This is a genomic window from Agrobacterium fabrum str. C58, assembly GCF_000092025.1.
In the GTDB taxonomy this organism is placed as follows: Bacteria; Pseudomonadota; Alphaproteobacteria; order Rhizobiales; family Rhizobiaceae; genus Agrobacterium; species Agrobacterium fabrum.
Genome location: NC_003063.2, coordinates 1,980,795 through 1,998,079, shown reverse-complemented (window position 1 = coordinate 1,998,079; position 17,285 = coordinate 1,980,795). Strand labels below are relative to the sequence as shown.

Here is a 17,285-nt window from a genome sequence, read left to right as displayed (position 1 = left end):
CCAGCTATGCCAGCGCAGCCAGCGCGCGATCCAAGTCAACCGCCTCCTGCCATTCATTGGCTGGCATTTTATGGATCTTCTAACCCATAAGGGCGTCATCTGCGTTTCGGCTACCAAAAGGATAGTAAGGCGCCAACTTGGGAGTATTTGCCACTCCGTATCGTGAGCCCACTAGTCCTTACGACCAGCTTGCCGCTCGTTTTCACCTCGCCAAGAATGCTTCTTCAGACGGCGCACTTGGAGGAAGGAAAAAGCGTGAGGATGATCTTCCTGAACAGATACGGTTTCCCCGACCAGTCGGCAACGAGCCGGATGATATCGTCGCTCGCCATGTCGATGGCGCAGCGCGGAATGAATGTGACTGTCGTTACAAGTCGCGAAATACACAATCATCCTGGCAGCGTATTGCCCGCAACCGAGACAGTTCGGGGTATCCATATCCAGCGGCTGTCGAGCGGTCGTTTCGGCCGGCACAACCTCATGCGCCGGAGCATTGATTATCTTCTTTTTCAGGTGCTGGCATTCGCCTGGCTTCTGCGCAACGTTCGGGCGACGGATACGGTCATTGTCTGCACCGATCCTCCGCTTCTCTCCGTCATGAGCAGCATCGCGATCCGCCTCAAGGGCGCACTCATGGTGAACTGGATCATGGATCTTTTTCCTGAGACTGCGATCGAGCTTGGATTTTTCCGGAAACGCGCACGGTGGCTTGCGCCATGGCTGACGCGGGCGCGCAACTGGTCTCTGCGATCCCCCGGCATGGTCGTCTGCCCTACCGAAAAGATGGCGGAATTCCTCTTCACGCAAGGCATTGCAAAGGATCGCGTCAGCGTTCTGCATCACTGGTCGGATGGCGAGGAAATCTATCCTGTCTTGCCCGAAGGCAACAGCCTGCGGAAGGCGTGGGGATTGCAGGATGTCTTTGTCGTCGGCTATTCAGGAAACTTCGGGCGCGCGCATGATTTCGGCACAATGCTTGCAGCGGCGAAACGTCTCGAGCACCGGCCGGATATCCGGTTCCTTTTGATTGGCGGCGGACACCAGCACGCGGCTGTGAAGACTGTCGTTCAGGATCTGGGTCTTCAGAACGTCATCTTCAAGCCGCTGCAGCCCGTTGAGAACCTTGCTGAAAGTCTGAGCGTTGCGGACGTGCATCTTGTCTCACTGCTGCCGGAGCTCGAACACTGCATCATTCCAAGCAAATTCTACGGCATCATGGCAGCCGGGAGGCCGACGATCTTCATCGGCGATCCGGATGGGGAGGTACCCCGCATTCTCAGAGCCAAGAGATGCGGCAGCAACGTCGAAATTGGCGAGACCGATAAGCTCACCGGCATCATCGAGGAGCTTTGCGATGACCCGGATACCACGAAAGCCATGGGTGATGCGGCAAGGCGGCTGCTTTGTACCGATTATTCCCGAGAAAAGGCGGCAGATGCCTGGGCGGCGCTGATTGCCGGGCTGCAGACTGTCGAGCCTTCCAGGCCACATCTCGCTCAAGGTATTTCGCCATGAAAGACAAAGTCGTCGTCAGCCAGCTCGGCGCCCGCATGCATTATGCCGTGCCGAGGATATTCGCATCCGCTGGCCGCCTTGCGCATTTTTACACGGATATTTGCGCTACGAAAGGCTGGCCCCGGATCGTCAATTCGTTTCCGGCGACCCTTTACCCCGCACCTGTCAAACGGCTGGCCGGCCGGCTGCCCAAAGGCGTGCCAACAGCGCTGACGACGGTGTTTTCCAACTTCGGCCTCCGTTCCGTGCTGCGTCACATGCGCGCGAAAGACGTTGTGGAAGAAACCTCTCACGCGATCTGGGCCGGGTCGATTTTCTCCGAAATGGTCGCCCGGCGCGGCTTCCATGGCGCAGCCGGGCTTTACGCTTTCAGCGGCGACGCACTCGAACAGATGCAGGCGGCAAAACAGCAGGGGCTGTGGACCGCAGTCGAGCAGATGATCGCCCCACGCGATGTCGTCGAAATGCTTCTCAATCAGGAAATGAAGCGGTTTCCCGCATGGGCAGGTCCTGTACAGGAGAATCCGCATGCGCGTCTCTTCGCCGAACGGGAGAAAGCCGAGTGGCGTCTGGCGGATGTCATTGTCTGCCCGTCGGAGTTTGTCCGCAAGAACGTCGTAGCCTGTGGCGGGCCGGAAGACCGGTGTGTCGTCGTACCCTACGGGGTCAATGCCGCGGTTGCCAATAACCGGCCAGCACGCATGCCGGGGCCAATCAGGGTTCTGACCGTGGGCGAAGTCGGTCTGCGCAAGGGTTCGCCCTATGTCGTGGAAGCCTCCCGGTTGATGGAAGGTAGCGCCCGTTTCCGGATGGCGGGCCGCGTTCGCTTAGCCGATGACGTCAAGCAGCAGATTTCACAATGGGTCGAGCTGAGAGGGATCGTCCCGCGCTCGCAGATCGCCGAGGAGTTTCGGTGGGCAGACGTCTTCCTGCTGCCGTCGCTCTGCGAGGGGTCCGCGACCGCCGTCTATGAAGCGCTGGCAGCGGGCCTGCCGGTTATAACGACCGAAAACACCGGCAGTGTGGTTCGCGATGGCATCGAAGGTTTTATCGTTCCCGTCTGCGATCCCGAGGCTATCGCCACTGCGGTGCGTGCGCTTGCCGGCAATCCCGAGCTGATGCGGAGCATGTCCGCCAACGCGCTCCTGCGCGCGGCCGAACATACCGTGGAGTCATATGGCGAGCGGCTTCTTGCTGTCCTGTCCGGGCCGCATCTGGCGGGATCCGTGGGTCTTTGCCAGACGGAAGAGGCGCGATACCTGGGGAACAACACGATATGAAGATCATCCATGTCATCGCTTCGATTGATCCCAAACATGGCGGGCTGCAGGCCGTTGCGATGCGCCTTGCCGCTGCACAGGCCGGACTGGGTCTGGATGTGAATATAGTCAGCTATGGCGACGCCGCCATCGAGGCGCAGGTCAAGGAAATCGGCCGCAGCATTCCGCATTTCGAGAATATTCACTGGCATCTCCTGCCGCCGGCCGGGAGGCTGGAGACACTGTTCTGCTTCAGGGGACGGCGCATGCTGAAAGCCCTGCTGAAGGATGCCTCCTTCATGCATATTCACGGCGTGTGGGAGCCATTTCTGCTTTATGCGTCCAAGCTCGCCCGCGCTGCCGGCGTACCCTACTGCATTTGCCCGGCCGGCATGCTGGATCACTGGAGCCTTGGGCAGCGATCGTGGAAAAAGAAGATCGCCTTGATGCTCTGCTATCGCAGGATGCTGAACGAGGCTGCGTTCCTGCATCTGCTCAACGTCGATGAGATGGCGGCCGTAGAAACGCTGAATTTTCAGGCACGGAATCTGATCATACCAAACGGTGTTTTTGCCGAGGAATTCGACCCCCTGCCGGCCCGCGGACATTTCAGGCAGAAAATCGCCCTCGCGCACGGCAGGCGTTACATTCTGTTCCTGTCACGCCTGCACATCAAAAAGGGTATCGACATTCTTGCCTCGGCCTTTGCGGCTATCTGTGAAACCTATGTCGACGTTGATCTCGTCGTCGCAGGTCCCCCCGGCGGCGCAGAGGGCCACTTCATGCATCTGGTCAAGAAACTGAACATCCGGCACCGCGTTTTCATGGTCGGGGCCATTTACGGCAAGGCGAAGCTCGAAGCCATGGTCGATGCCGACTGCTTCTGCCTGCCAAGCAGACAGGAAGGTTTCAGCATGGCGATAACAGAAGCGCTCGCCTGCGGCACGCCTGTGGTGATCACCGACCAGTGTCACTTTCCCGAAGTCGGTTCTGCCGATGCTGGGCTTATCGTCTCGGTTGACGCGGCCGAGGTTGCGAAGGCGTTGGCAAGCATGCTCGGCAACCCGGCCAGGGCAAGAACGATGGGCGAAAACGGCCGCCGGCTTGTGCTGGAGAAATTCACCTGGCCGGCCATTGCCCATGCCACGCTCGAGGGTTATCGGCTGAGTGCATTGGAGGCCGCCGCCTCCTGACGGCGGGAGCCAACCGCCCTTGCCGGATTGCCGACATAAATCGTCCATGGCTCCAGTGACTTCGCGGTGACGGCGCGCGCGCCGAGCACGGCCCCCCTGCCGATCACGACACCGGGCCCGACGAAGGCTTCCGCAGCCACCCAGGCATCCTCCTCAATCACCACCGGCCGCGTCACGAGGGGAAACGCGCTATCCTGAACGTCATGCGATCCGGTGCACAGATGGGCCCGTTGCGAGACCGAGGCAAATTGGCCGATGGTGATCATGTCGACGTTGTAGCAGATCACGCCAGGTCCGAGAGATGAATGACGCTCCATGACGAGGTGCCCGGGCCACCACACGATCGCGCTCGAATACACCATTGCCGTGGCATGCAGGCGTGCGCCAAAACTGCGCAGGAGAAAATTGCGCCAGCGGCGCATCGGCGGCGGCGTCCAGCTGGCGAGAAGCCGCCAGACGATCATCCAGACCAGCCGTTTCAACCGCAAATTCAGTGCAAAGGTCGGACCTCCGAAACGCGGCAGGGGCGTCGTTGTATGCTGGAAACCGGGATCGTCGTATCGTGAGCGCATCGTCTACCCTCCGGCCTGAGACGTCAAAGATGGTATCGCGTATCGCCGCTGCTGCACGCGCGCGGGTATGACGGCAAATGCCAGCGCCGGCGCTGCAAACATCAGCATATGCACCCAGACCATGAGAACCCAGTCGGTCTGATGCGAGATCGCATGCATGGACGGTACGATCGACAACAGATAGGTGAATTGCGCAGCGAACTCGCCCGTGTTCGCGGTCACCCAGATCCGGCGCACCAGATAGGCGAGCAGGAAAAATTTGAATGCTCCCAGATACCAGAAGGACCCGAACGCATCCGCCATTCCGGTTTCGGTCGTGCCAAGGACGGGATTGTAGTCGCGCGATTGAACCGGCACCGGCAGCATGAAGGATTGCTTGACCTCCACGCCCACGAGCTGCGCCGGCACGAAGTTGAACACCAGCCTGTTCCAATGGAACTTGCCATAGTCGAATTGCAGGGTGTTTGCGGTGTTGTCGATCCGCATGATCGCATTGCGCATCTCGTCACCGCCGTCCCGGAAGACTTTTTCAAGATTGCCGACGAAATCGATCCTCTTGATGTCATCCCAGACGGGCGCATCGTTGGCCTTGGTAATGGCGCGGTAGTCACCCATGCTGTTCATCGACAAAGTGCCAAGGAAGAGCGCTATGATCACGAAGATGCGCGGGATCGCCCATCCCTTGTAAAACCACCATGCCAGCGCGAACATCATGATGAGTTCCACCGCTTCGGCGCGCTTTCCGGTTATCACGATGCGATCCAGGTAAAAGACGAGATCGAACGCGAGGACAGCGAGCGCCAGCCAGGAAAATCGCCGTGCAAGACAGAGCACCGCAATGGCCAGACCGTAGCTCAACAGCCGCGAAAAGAAGATGTACATGACCGGAACACCGGTCATTTGCACCGCAATGGTCAACTCGCCCGGCAGACGGCTAAGCTTGAAATAGAAGTAGGCGCCGGCGAGCGAGAGAACGGCTGCGACGATCAGCAGACGGGTTTCATCGAAATCGATACGGAAGAATGCAAAGGGTTTCGCCGTTTTCCTCCAACCCCACCAGCACATGAAAAGGCAAAGCATCATGAACAGCGCGGTTCTGGCGAACGCGCCTTCCGGCAGGAATCGTTCCGACGCCAGTCCGGGAACCTGCGGCAAGATGAAACTGAACGTGATGACGCCCGTCAGAAACGGGAACTCGTAGATTCGCTCCCGGCGGATCATTCCCCAACAGATGAGCAGGATAACACCAACGAAAAGGCAAAAAACCAGCAGCGTATTCATGACGAGAGCCCCACCTGAACCGGAGGCAAATCCCGCACGAAACTGCTTCTGACGTCGTAGAAGAGCGCTTTGGCATACTCCTTGAACACCTGCACCCCGTCACCGTTGATGGCGAGCCGCCACAACGACACGGTTCTTTGCGCAGGAAGGGAAATCCACTGGATCTGAGGCATGACGAACCGGAAGCGCTTTACCGCGCGCCGGGAATGAAACCAGCTCGTGACCAAAATGGCGCGTTTTGCTCCCATTCCAGTCAGTATAGGCTGGGCGAATGTCGCGTTTTCCCACGTGCTGAGGGAAAGACATTCCGTCGAGACCGCAGCGAAATCCACGCCTGAGCGCACCAGCATATCGCGGATGAAGTCGCAATCGCCGTAGCCGGTCACCAGAACAAGCGGCGCCTTTCCCTCGTGCCACAGTTTCGCGGCCTGGGCGGCTCGAGGAGGACCGTCACCGCCCAGAACCACGATGACGTCGGCTTGCGCAGGCGGATCCTCCACGACCAGGAGCGATCCCGCCGAAACGAGCGCCAGTCCGTAGAGCCCGATTGCACCCAAGATGATGACACCGAGGACAATCGAATTCCGTTTCCACAGCCAGTTGGTTTTCACGCTTCGAGAAACGAGCGAACGCCAGGGCCGTCCATTCGTAAAGTGCTTTGGGGGAATGCGCGGTCCGGGCCACGGCGGCTTCATGATACAATCACTCTTCATTCGGCGATTGTATTGCTCTTGGCTCCGACACTGATTTGGCAACCACAGGCAGACGCACGACCTCGCGATAGAGATCGAAATTGCCCCTGTGAAGCAGCGTTTTCGAGAGATAACCCGTCGCGGCAAGGACGAAGGCGGTGTGAAGTGCAATAGGCAAGAGAAGGCCGGCGGCCATCACTTCCGCCGGCACACCGGCTTTTATCCCGGCAAAACCAATGCCTCCACACAGGAAGGAAATGACGATCAGCGTGTTGGTTGCCGCCGCCGGCGTGAAACCGTAATCCAGCAGCAGATGATGAAAGTGCCAGCGATCGGCCGACATGGGACTGCGACCGTGCATGATGCGCCTAATAATCAGGCTGAGCGTATCAGTGATCGGCAGGATGACGATCCACAGCAGTGCCGGAAAGGATACCGAAACGCTTGTGGTTGCAAGCAGGACGATCACGTATGCAATTGTCGCGCCAAGCGCGGTACTGCCGGCATCGCCAAGGAATATGCTCGCCCGTGCGCGCCATGGACCGCGCATGTTGAACACCAGAAAGGCGCATAGGCATACCGAGAGTGCCTCAAGCGGTGGGATGATGTCGCCGACGTTCGCGAAGACCGCCACGATCATCAACCAGATCAACGCAACGCCAGCCGTGCCGCCGGCAAGCCCGTCCACGCCATCGAGCATGTTCCAGGAATTCACCAGCCCCGTCACGAAGAGAACGCCGATGAAGAAAAACAGCGGCAGGAACAACTCCGAATGCGACGTGAACAGCACGCCGACCGAGAGAGAGCCGATATCTGCGCCGCCTACGAGCGCAATCGCCATTGCCAGTTGCATGACGAGACGCCCTGCTGCGGGCAGCGGCCGGCGGTCGTCAACGACGCCCATCAGCAGGATGACCGCCAGTCCGAGCCAGAAGTTGATGCCGAGCGCCCCGCTCCACCCGCCAACGAAGGCGGAAACAGCGAAAGCGGCAAAGATTGCAATGCCGCCGCAAAGCGGAACGGCGCCGGTGTGGCGTTTGCGGATTGAATCGGGACGATCCACAAGCTGAAACGCAATGGTCAGGCGCCTGAGAACGACTATGAAGGACACGCACAGGACGAAAGTAGCGATGGTGTTGAAGAGTATCCCCGACATGTTTGATCCCCACGCTGAACCTTGGCGGCGCATTTGCAACGATACTCGCCTGCTGACGATCCTAAAAAACACCAGCCTTCAGGGGTATGCGGGCAAAAGGCGTGTGGAATCCACCAAAGGGAGAGGGTGTCGATATTAACGTCTACCCTGCCTACACCCGAACCGGATCAACCATCGAAAGAGCTACGCTCAGGCCCTTGACGGCGGGTGACCACGAATGAACGACTCGGCAATGAGCCGCAGCTCGGGAACGATCATTCCTGCGCGGAGAGAACGGCGATCCAGTCCTGAAAGCCGGATGCATTCGCCGATGCAGGCACCGTCACGTTGCGAAGGCCGCTGCGGCCCAGACGCTCGGTGGGTTCGATGTAAAGTCCGTTCGAGGGATCATACCAGCGAAGGGTCTTCTCGCCGCCCCCCAGACTGTCGAGATCGATCGCAACGGAAGGCGTGTCGAGATAGATCAAGGCGAATGTCCCATCCCTGTCGCGCGCCGCAAATGCGCCAGCTTCGCTTTTCAGCAGGCTCCCCTGATCGGGCACCAGCTTCCACCATGCCAGTTGGCTGAAAAGAGCGGCGAGATGGGTAATGCTTTGAGCGCCGCGGCTGTTCAGCGAATTTTGCCATCTGTCTTTCGCATCATAAAGCCCGGCGGCGGAAAAATGCCAGACCGGATTGTTGCCGAAGAGCTGACCGCTCGCTCCCGAAAGCAGTGCGCCATAGGCATTGAGACGAACCTGCCGCTCCTTGACATCGTTCTCGCCTTCATAGGCGCTTTCGATGAGGAAAAAAGGCCGTCTCGGTCCAGATCGGTAACGATCCAGCACCGCCGCCGCGACATTGCTGTAAGTATAAACTGAATCGATATCGAGCCAGGAAGCGTCCCGCCAAAAATCGCTGGTCACGGTATCGGGATTGCCGTGCACGGTCTGCAATGCCGAAGGATCGGTTTCTGCTATCCCCATTGCAACGGCCATGACCAGCTGACGATTGGGCGGATCATAATCCCCGCCCTGCACCCAAATGATATTGGGGTACTTCGCAAAGCGTTGTCCGACATAACGTCCATAAGCCCGCAGCTTTTCCGGCCCGGCCGCAACCATTTCCTGATACCATCCTTCTGGACCACCGCGCGCGCCACTATAGGCCGGACAGAGAAGTACCAGCAGGTTGCGACTGGCGGCGGCCTTTATGAACGCTTCGGCCCTGTCGAAATAGGCCTCGTTCGGTTGCCCGAAGGGCTTACCGATAAAGGGTTTCTCGTCGTAGAAATTCGCCGGCGCCTTGCGGGAGAACCGGTGCTCGATCAACGATACAAGCACAGTGTTGAAGCCCTGCTGCTCTCGGGTTTGCAGATAAAATTCGGCATCGGGGATGGAGGCATCGCCAATGAGCGACCACGCACTGTCTCCGACAATCAGGAATGGCAGGCCCTTGCCGTCTTCGAGATAATGACCGTCCTGCGCAACCCGCAGCGGAAAAGCGACATCCTGTGCGGCACAGGTCGAAAACATGCCCAACCATAGAAGGAAGATGCCGGACAGAGAGCCAAGTCGCCGCTGATCGCCGATCATCGCGTCAGAGCCGTTCTCGAACGACGCGAAGCCAGTTTTTCAAGGGCAACGGCAAATAGGTTCTGAGACCCGGCCTCAACCCGGCGGGAATAGACCAGTCCTCCATCCTGAGCACCGTTGACAGACCGGGGCGGTCGTTCAATGTCATGGCGATGACTTCGTTATAGCGTGCGGCCATCCGTTCGATGCTGAAGCGGTTCAGGACCATTTCCTTTCCCGCGATCGACATCCTCTCGAGAAGGTCGCGATCGGCATGCAAGCGTCCGATCGCATTGGCCGCCGCCGTATAATTGCCGATCGGGAAAAGGAAGCCGTTTCGGCCCGGCTCGACAATCGTGTCCGTCACGCCCCGGATATGTGACACGACCGGGACACAGCCGCCGGCCATCGCCTCGATCATCGTCATGCCAAGCCCCTCGAAGCGGGACGGCATGATGAGAACATCGTGACTGGCCATGATGACCGGTATGTCGGAAAGCTGAACGGATCCTGCATAACTGACGCGATCGTCATGGCTGGCCAGCCTTCGCCTGAGTTTGCCCATGTCCGGCCCATCTCCGACGATCGTCAGGCGCACCGCCTCTGGCGAGCCATCCAGTATTTCCCGCAGCCACATCACGCCCTTCGATGCGTCTTCAATGCGGCCGACAAAGAGAACCTTGAGTTCCGGCCCCCGGTTGACGCGCCGAACCGCCTGGCTGCGGAACGCATCGCTGTCCACCGCATTGGGGATTGCGTAGGTGCGATCCTTCGGAAAGCCGTTGCGCGCGACCAGATCGGCGCGGCACCGCTCCGATACGCCTATCGTGACATGGGCATAGTCCCGGACCGAGCGCGCGGCCGCGTATGTTCCCGGCGAAATATTATGAACGACGAGAATACGCAGGATGCCTTCGGGCAGATAGCGCGCGATATTTGTCTGCAACTGATCGCCAAGAACGTTGACGATCACACCGTCGAACCCTCCGTTTTCGATGGCAGCCGCCATTCGCGCGGCGCAATCGCGTTCGCTGAGATTGACGGGCATGCGCAGGAGTTGACCGAAAGCTGTCTCACCCTGCAGATCGAGGGGCAACCCGTATGTTTCCTTGCACACGCCAAGCCATCGCACGTCTATGTCATAGGCAGCGAGGCCTTTGCGAAGATGTTTGAAGACGGAATAGGTGCCGCCGATATGGGGAATGACAAAATAGGCAAGCTTCATGGGACACTCTCACTCTTGCATCCACAACCATGCCGCAATGGATCGACGGCGGATGGTTCGAGTGGCGGCTAAGGCGACATACTAAAAAGCCACGGGATGACAGTCAGTTGCATCTTAGGCTTAGCCGTATCTTCCTTTGAGAGGTTTGCGTCGGCCAGACTATTCGTTTGGCGTAAGACGCAACCCGAAGGTCGGTGTGGGGTCGTGCCGATCCAGCGGATATCAATGCCATATCGAGCGTGTCGGCGCCGTGCTGCGATTGGAAAATAAATGAGGATCACTCTCCTTGGACAATTTGGCTCGGGCAATTCCGGCAATGACGGATCGCTGGAAGCCATGCTCCTTTATCTGCGCAGGATGAGGCCCGATGCCGATCTCTTGTGTATCTGCGCAAGCCCGACAGTCGTAAGTGCGAAGTTCAACATTCGTTCGATGGGCGTCGGCGGCCCTCCCCTGACGAATCCGTGGATGAGGCAACTGGACAGGCTGCTCGGCAAGGTGCCTTCACGGCTGATGTTATTGGTCAGTTGCCTCTTTGGTTTCGACAAGGCTGACCTGATGATCATACCGGGGACCGGCATCCTCGATGATTTTCAGGAAAAGTGGTTCGGCTGGCCCTTTGTCGTATTTTGCTGGTGTCTCGTTGCACGCCTTCGTAACACGCGGATCGCTTTCGTCAGCATCGGCGCCGGTCCGATGAAAAGCCGTCTCAGCCGCTGGTTCCTGCGCTCGGCAGCACAGATGGCCTCCTACCGCTCCTATCGGGACGATTTCTCCCTCAACTACATGAAAATGATCGGCGTTGACGTGTCGCGAGACCACCGTTACCCCGATATCGCTTTTGATCTTCCTGCGCCTGTTCCCCACCGCGAGAGGTCCGCCGACGGCGCAATGAGAATAGGTGTCGGCGTCATGGATTATCGCGGTTGGCGTCACAACGATCCCGAGGCCAACAGGATTTACCAGACCTACATCCACAAGCTCTCGCAGCTTGTTAGCTGGTTGATCGGTGAAGGTCATCGTATCACGCTTTTGATGGGGGACGTTACGGATCGGGTCGCCTGCGCGGATCTGATGTTTCTGCTTAACGATATGCTCTCCGAGGATGAGATGTCACAGATCGAGATCAGCTCGGCCGCAACGCTGCGCGATATCATGCTGCAGATGGCAGCAATCGATCTGGCCGTGGTGTCGAGATACCACGGAGTGGTCTGCTCGCTGAAACTTGGAAATCCTACAATATCAATCGGTTACGCCCGCAAGTTCGATGATCTCATGAATGATTTCGACCAGGAGAAATTTGTCCGGCACATCGACACGTTCGAAGTCGAGGACGTTATCGAGCTTGTGAAGGAAATACTTGCTGGGGCCGATGCGGTGAGGCAGCGGATTGCCCACGCCAATGAACGATTCAGGCGCCAGCTCGCCGAGCAGGAGGCGCTACTCGGCCGGGAATTTCTCCTAACGGATATCGTCGCAACGCCGCAGGGCGTTACGCCTTAGGCACGCACTATCCCGCAAACTAATGCTTTCGGCGTAATACCGAGGCGCTTTAACATTCGATTGGAGTAGACCGCCCACTGTCGCATGCCCTTCGAGAAACATTCTCCAAACCGCCTGCACCTACGGATCCGACTGGCATCCCAATGGTCAGATTTTCAAGGTTCAAGTCCGCACTCTAGATTTGACGCTACCGTCGACTATCGTCGACGCTGTCGGAGCTCTTCGATGCACAAAGTCCGCCGTGCCTTTTTCATGGCCATGCTGGAACAGCACCTCGGAATTGCGATCAATTTCGCTCTGATCGCGATCATGTCGCGGCTGCTTTCGCCTGCGGAAGTGGGCTTCGCCGTTATCGGCTACGGGGTGACGGCGGTCATCTTCGCCTTTCGCGAATTCGTTTCGTCCGACTTCCTCATTCAGCTCGATGTCGTTGAACGCGATGACATCAACACATCGCTTACACTGCTGCTTCTGGTCAGCGGTATTCTCGGGGTCGTTCTTTATCTGTGCGGACCGTATCTGGCGCTTTTCTACCACCAGCCCGGTCTCCAGCACTATCTTGTCCTCGCAATAGCCGCCGTCATGGCCGAAAGCCTTGGCATGCCGGCGTTTTCCATGCTGCGTCGCCGGCTGGCCTTCGGCACCATCGCACGCGTCCGAACCATCGGTCTCGTCGTCATGGCTGTCGTGACGATCTTCGCTGCCAGAAATGGATGGGGCTTCGTCAGTTTTGCTCTTGGCCTGCTCGTCGGCAACAGCGTTGCCAGCGCTCTTGCCGCCTATGCCGATCCGGCCCAGCGGTCAGCACGCCTCTCGCTCAAGTCGTGGCGCCGTATGGCCGAATTCGGCCGTTACAGGGGCGCTGCCACCATCGTCGACAAATTATACGAGTCCCTGCCGCAACTGGTGCTCGGCTTTGCCATGACACCGACCGCGGTTGCGATCTACAATCGCGCTAATACCGTCTGCTCCATTCCCGATCGCATTTTCCTTTCGGCAATCTTTTCCTTCGCCTTTCCGGCGCTCGCCGCAGAAGTTCGCGAAGGCGGGGACGTCCGCAGATCCTACCTTCGCGCCCTCAGTTACATCACCGTGCTCTATTGGCCGTCGCTGATCATGGTCGCCATCCTCGCCGATCCCATCGTGCGCCTTGCACTGGGAGACCAGTGGCTTGCCGCCGTACCAATCACCCGGATCCTCGCGCTTGCCTCGATTTTCTGGTTTCCAATGGTGCTGACAACGCCGCTGCTGATCGCCCTCAACGCCAACCGCGAAGCGTTCCTCGGCAATTTCGTCTGCCGCAGCGTTTCGGCAATTGTGCTCTGCTCCGCGAGCTTCTTCGGCCTGACCGCAGTCGCGCTGAGCCAATTCGTGACATTGCCCTTCCAGATGCTCGTCGCCTTCTATCTGGTCAGGCGCCATGCGCACTTCAAATTACCCGAACTGTTCGCAGCCGTCGCGCCAAGCGCCAGCGTGACCCTTGCCGCGATTGCGGGGCCGCTCGCCATATCCGCCTGGATGGGCTTCCGCTTCGATTACTCCCTCGCCCAGGCTGGCGGCGCCGTCCTTCTTTCGGTGACGGGCTGGGCCGCCGGCCTGTTTCTTCTGCGCCACCCGCTCCTCAGCGAAATACGTTCGACCCTCGACGCTTTCACCGGGCGCCGGCGTAAAGTCGGCAAACCTGCTGCACCGGCTTCCATTCCCGACACCGTCGTTTCAGCAGCGGTCGAGCCATGAGCAGTATCGATATCGTCATTCCCAACTACAATTACGGTCGCTTTCTCAAGGGGTGCGTAGAAAGCGTCCTTGGCCAGAACATCGCCGACATGCGCATCCTCATCATCGACAATGCCTCTACAGACGATAGTGTTGCGATCTCCCGGTCTCTCGCGGCAGCAAATCCGCGTATCGAAACGAGCCTGCGCGCAAGGAACCTCGGCGGTCACGCGTCTTTCAACGCAGGCATCGATTGGGCGCGGGCGGATTATTTCGCCATTATCTGCGCCGACGATGTCCTGTCGCCGGGTGCCCTGGCACGCGCAATGGAAGCGCTCGACAATAATCCCGGCGCGCACATGGCCTTCGGCCGCACCGCCTTCTTCCGCGACGACGCCGAAATTGCATCAGGCCTCCACAGCGATGCCGATGGTATGCGGCTTCATCGCGGGATGGACTTCATCGCCAACATCTGTGCGACGGGACGCAGCCCGGTGCAAGGCCCACTCGCGGTTACCAGAACGCACATTCAGCAACATGCCGGACATTACCGGCCAGCACTGCGTCACACCGACGATGTCGAGATGTGGATGCGGCTCGCGGTGCTGGGCGACATCGTCGAACTTGACGCCGTGCAGAATTTCACCCGCATCCACGGCGCCAACCAGTCGGCCATCCTTGATAACGTGCTTGCCTGGAATGCCGAAATCGAAGCCGCGCTTGAAAGCTTCTTCGGCAACGAAGGGGCGTTACTTGCCGATGCCAAGACCCTGCTCCGGCGCGGTCGCGCGAGCCTGAGCGACCGCGCCTATTGGTGTGCGCTTTCCAATCTGGTTCGGCGCAGGCCTGGCGCGGGTGCCCTCCTTGCACAAGCTTTCCGCCTGAGACCCGCTTCAGCGCTTCTACCACCGATAAGTTATCTTATGCGACGACCCGATGCGCTGCACCGCATTCGTGCAGCGATCGCCCGCCGATAGCTGTCGACCGACCAAATTTTCGATGACAAAGGCCTATTCTTCGGCATTCAGGACAAGCCGCAACAATGCCGGCAACGAAGCGGATTTCGTACGGCGCATGATTGAAGCACGGTGATTCTCGACGGTGCGCTGACTAAGCTTCAGATCGGCTGCAATAATCTTGTTGGCCTGCCCCTGGACAATACGGTCAAGGATCTGCCGTTGCTTGCGCGTCAGCGTCGCCAGGGTGGCGCGCGCCGCTTCACGCCGTTCCTCGCGCTCGTTCGCATCACGCGAACGATCAAGCGCGGACCGAACGCTCCGATACAGTTCCTGGTAAGAAATCGGCTTCTCGATGAAATCGGCCGCTCCGTATCGCATCGCATCGATTGCCATACGCACATCGCTGTGACCCGTGATCACAATGACCGGAAACCGGTGCTGTCTTTCTTTCAGCAGGCGCAGCAACTCCATGCCGACCATGCCCGGCAGATACGCATCGACAAGCAGACAACCTGATCTGTCCGGCTTGTAATCTGCAATATACTCTTCGGCCGAAACATAGGTTGCGACTGTCCAGCCCTCGCCTTCGAAAAGAGCCCGCAAGTGGTCCCGGATGTCTTTCTCGTCGTCGACGACTTCGATGAGCCGGCCCGTCATCGGCTCCATGTCTTCAGGTTCGCTTATATGCTCCGCCCTTTCGCCGGTTTGGCGAACGACCAGGGTCTCGACCACCTGCACGACGTCCTTGAGTTTCACCGGCTTGTGCAGATAGGGTATTTCGTGCTGCGCAAAAGTCGTCAGGGCCTTGCTGGAAATATCGCCTGTGAGAATGAGCGCCGGAACATTTCGGCGGAGCGCCTGCCGGATATCTTCAATCGCAGCAATGCCATTCCCGCCGGTAGGGAAATTGTAGTCCGCGAGAATGACGTCGGGCTTGAACTGCAGTCCGCGAACGATCGCGAGCGCTTCGGCACCCGTTGAGGTCGCAGCGACCACATATCCAGACTGCTCAAGGCCCATCTTGAGAAGATCGCGCATGCCGTTTTCGTCCTCGATGATCAAAACCGAGGCAGACGACAGGGCGGTCGTGTGATGCGGACGGCCATCCACCGGCGCACGAAGTGGCACAAGCGGCTCACCTGCCGGTGCCTGATCGATCTCGATCATGAATACGGAACCTTTATGCAATCGCGATCGCACCGCTACCCTCAATTCGAGGAGCTCGCTGAGCCGCTTGACGATTGACAATCCCAGCCCCAAACCACGGTCTTCTGTTCCAGCAGACGCATCGAGCTGGAGGTATTCCTGGAAAACATCCTCGATTTGGCTCTCGGGAATACCGATGCCAGTGTCCCACACTTCGAACCGAACCTTCGTACCACGCCGGCGACAGCCGACCAGAATTTTGCCGCTGGTCGTATATTTCAGCGCATTGGACAGAAGGTTACGAACGATCTGCTCGAACAGACGCGGATCAGTGCGAACGGCGAGGCTGGACGGCACGACATGGAGTTGCAGCCCGGCGGCGCGAGCGGGATAATAAAACTCCTTGAAGAGCAGTCCCAGAAGGTTGCCTATTGCAAAGTTCACGACCTGCGGTTCCACCATGCCAGCTTCTATCTGGTTGATGTCGAGAAGGGAGTCGAGCATGCCCGACATCGAGGACAGCGTTTCCTCCATCCTCTGAACGAAAGTGCGCGCCCGCCCTTCGCCCACGCTCCTCTCCAAAAGCCCCTGCAACAGTTTCAGGGTTTGCAGCGGCTGACGCAGATCGTGGCTTGCCGCAGACAGGAATCGCGACTTGGCCTCGGTCGCCCGCTCGGCGGATTTCTTTGCAGCTTCCCTGCTCTCGGCAGCCTGTTTCTGGGCGCTCACATCGATGAAGGTGATGACGACCCCGTCGACGGTCTTGCTCTCGCCGCGATAGGGTTTGACGCGGCGGACATACCATCGACCGTCAGATCCTCCTATTTCCCTGTCGATTGTATTGCCGTCGTGGAGGGTCGCCATGGCATCGGTTTGAAGCGTACCGTCGCCGTCGAAGCCGCTGAGGTCTGAAAGGGGACGGCCCACATCGGACGATACGATGTGGAATACTGACCGAGTGGCTGGTGTGAAGAACCGTATACGAAGACTGGAATCCAGAAAAAGCGTCGGGACATCGGTACTATACAGGACGTTTTGCAGATCGTTGGCAACCGCGCGCTGGCGCTCCAGTGCTTCGTGCAATTGATTGTTGAGGGCTGTCAGTTCTTCGTTGAGGGATTGCAGTTCCTCTTTCGAAGTGACGAGTTCCCCATTCATCGACTGATCCTTAGCATTCAGTCCACTCGATGAAGATCCGACACCGACACTCGGGAATGCCTTAGCATGTGCTGCTTCCCGTGATCCGGGCAGCGGACCGGTGTCCGCCTCGAAAGCGGAGGGAACCTTTTGACTGTCATCGCCGCCTTCCGCCATGTTACTCTCGTAAAAATTGGCACACGTTCCAAACAGAAATCGACCCTTGCAAAGCGCCGGGTATGAAGGGTCAACGAAGTCTTGAAAACGGCCTTCACGGCCTTGAGATCATTCGTCAGGGATATATATTCTACCGTGCTCCGTCATAAGACGAATATACGGGTACAGAGTGTCCAATCGTCTTGAGACGCAGCTTCAGAA

The 17,285-nt window shown here is 58.6% G+C and carries 13 protein-coding genes; 6 read left to right on the top strand and 7 right to left on the bottom strand.

Annotated elements, in window-relative coordinates; all coding sequences use genetic code 11:
* The first annotated feature begins 261 nt into the window (after window positions 1-261).
* Genes ATU_RS22615 through ATU_RS22605 form a run of 3 tightly spaced genes read left to right on the top strand, consistent with a single transcriptional unit; the run spans window position 262 to window position 3,967 of the window.
* Window positions 262-1,515: a glycosyltransferase family 4 protein gene (locus ATU_RS22615; RefSeq protein WP_010974189.1), complete on the top strand. Its 1,254-nt coding sequence runs from the start codon at window positions 262-264 to the stop codon at window positions 1,513-1,515.
* Complete coding sequence (locus tag ATU_RS22610) at window positions 1,512-2,795, top strand: glycosyltransferase family 4 protein (RefSeq protein ID WP_010974188.1); 1,284 nt, start codon at window positions 1,512-1,514, stop codon at window positions 2,793-2,795. The genes ATU_RS22615 and ATU_RS22610 overlap by 4 nt, the downstream gene beginning before the upstream one ends.
* Window positions 2,792-3,967 carry a glycosyltransferase gene (locus ATU_RS22605; RefSeq protein ID WP_010974187.1) on the top strand — a complete coding sequence of 392 codons (1,176 nt, stop codon included), beginning with the start codon at window positions 2,792-2,794 and terminating at the stop codon, window positions 3,965-3,967. Before ATU_RS22610 ends, ATU_RS22605 begins: the two co-directional genes overlap by 4 nt.
* Here ATU_RS22605 and ATU_RS22600 read toward each other — a convergent pair.
* The 6 genes from ATU_RS22600 to ATU_RS22575 form a co-directional block, all read right to left on the bottom strand.
* Window positions 3,931-4,539, bottom strand: a complete 609-nt coding sequence (locus ATU_RS22600) for an LbetaH domain-containing protein (RefSeq protein WP_010974186.1) — start codon at window positions 4,537-4,539, stop codon at window positions 3,931-3,933. The two genes, ATU_RS22605 and ATU_RS22600, sit on opposite strands and share 37 nt — an antisense overlap.
* Before the next feature lie 3 nt (window positions 4,540-4,542).
* Window positions 4,543-5,820 carry a hypothetical protein gene (locus ATU_RS22595; protein ID WP_035257154.1) on the bottom strand — a complete coding sequence of 426 codons (1,278 nt, stop codon included), beginning with the start codon at window positions 5,818-5,820 and terminating at the stop codon, window positions 4,543-4,545.
* Window positions 5,817-6,515: a YdcF family protein gene (locus tag ATU_RS22590; RefSeq protein ID WP_010974184.1), complete on the bottom strand. Its 699-nt coding sequence runs from the start codon at window positions 6,513-6,515 to the stop codon at window positions 5,817-5,819. The genes ATU_RS22595 and ATU_RS22590 overlap by 4 nt, the downstream gene beginning before the upstream one ends.
* A 7-nt stretch (window positions 6,516-6,522) precedes the next feature.
* Window positions 6,523-7,668 carry an MraY family glycosyltransferase gene (locus ATU_RS22585; protein WP_010974183.1) on the bottom strand — a complete coding sequence of 382 codons (1,146 nt, stop codon included), beginning with the start codon at window positions 7,666-7,668 and terminating at the stop codon, window positions 6,523-6,525.
* Window positions 7,669-7,922: 254 nt separating this feature from the next.
* Window positions 7,923-9,242: a glycoside hydrolase family 140 protein gene (locus ATU_RS22580; protein ID WP_010974182.1), complete on the bottom strand. Its 1,320-nt coding sequence runs from the start codon at window positions 9,240-9,242 to the stop codon at window positions 7,923-7,925.
* A gap of 4 nt (window positions 9,243-9,246) precedes the next feature.
* Window positions 9,247-10,446 carry a glycosyltransferase family 4 protein gene (locus ATU_RS22575; protein ID WP_010974181.1) on the bottom strand — a complete coding sequence of 400 codons (1,200 nt, stop codon included), beginning with the start codon at window positions 10,444-10,446 and terminating at the stop codon, window positions 9,247-9,249.
* A gap of 270 nt (window positions 10,447-10,716) precedes the next feature.
* Here ATU_RS22575 and ATU_RS22570 point away from each other — a divergent pair, with 270 nt between their 5' ends.
* The 3 genes from ATU_RS22570 to ATU_RS22560 all read left to right on the top strand — a co-directional run bounded on the left by ATU_RS22570 (window position 10,717) and on the right by ATU_RS22560 (window position 14,642).
* The gene (locus tag ATU_RS22570) at window positions 10,717-11,949 is read left to right on the top strand and encodes a polysaccharide pyruvyl transferase family protein (protein ID WP_010974180.1); all 1,233 of its coding nucleotides are present in this window, start codon (window positions 10,717-10,719) and stop codon (window positions 11,947-11,949) included.
* Between the two features lie 225 nt (window positions 11,950-12,174).
* Window positions 12,175-13,686, top strand: coding sequence for an oligosaccharide flippase family protein (locus tag ATU_RS22565; RefSeq protein ID WP_010974179.1), 1,512 nt, complete (start codon window positions 12,175-12,177; stop codon window positions 13,684-13,686).
* On the top strand, window positions 13,683-14,642 hold the full coding sequence (locus tag ATU_RS22560) for a glycosyltransferase family 2 protein (RefSeq protein WP_010974178.1): 960 nt from the start codon (window positions 13,683-13,685) through the stop codon (window positions 14,640-14,642). Before ATU_RS22565 ends, ATU_RS22560 begins: the two co-directional genes overlap by 4 nt.
* 33 nt (window positions 14,643-14,675) lie before the next feature.
* Here ATU_RS22560 and ATU_RS22555 read toward each other — a convergent pair whose 3' ends face one another.
* A complete protein-coding gene (locus tag ATU_RS22555; RefSeq protein ID WP_035257239.1) occupies window positions 14,676-16,928 on the bottom strand; it encodes a response regulator in 2,253 nt (750 codons plus the stop codon).
* Window positions 16,929-17,285: the final 357 nt, after the last annotated feature.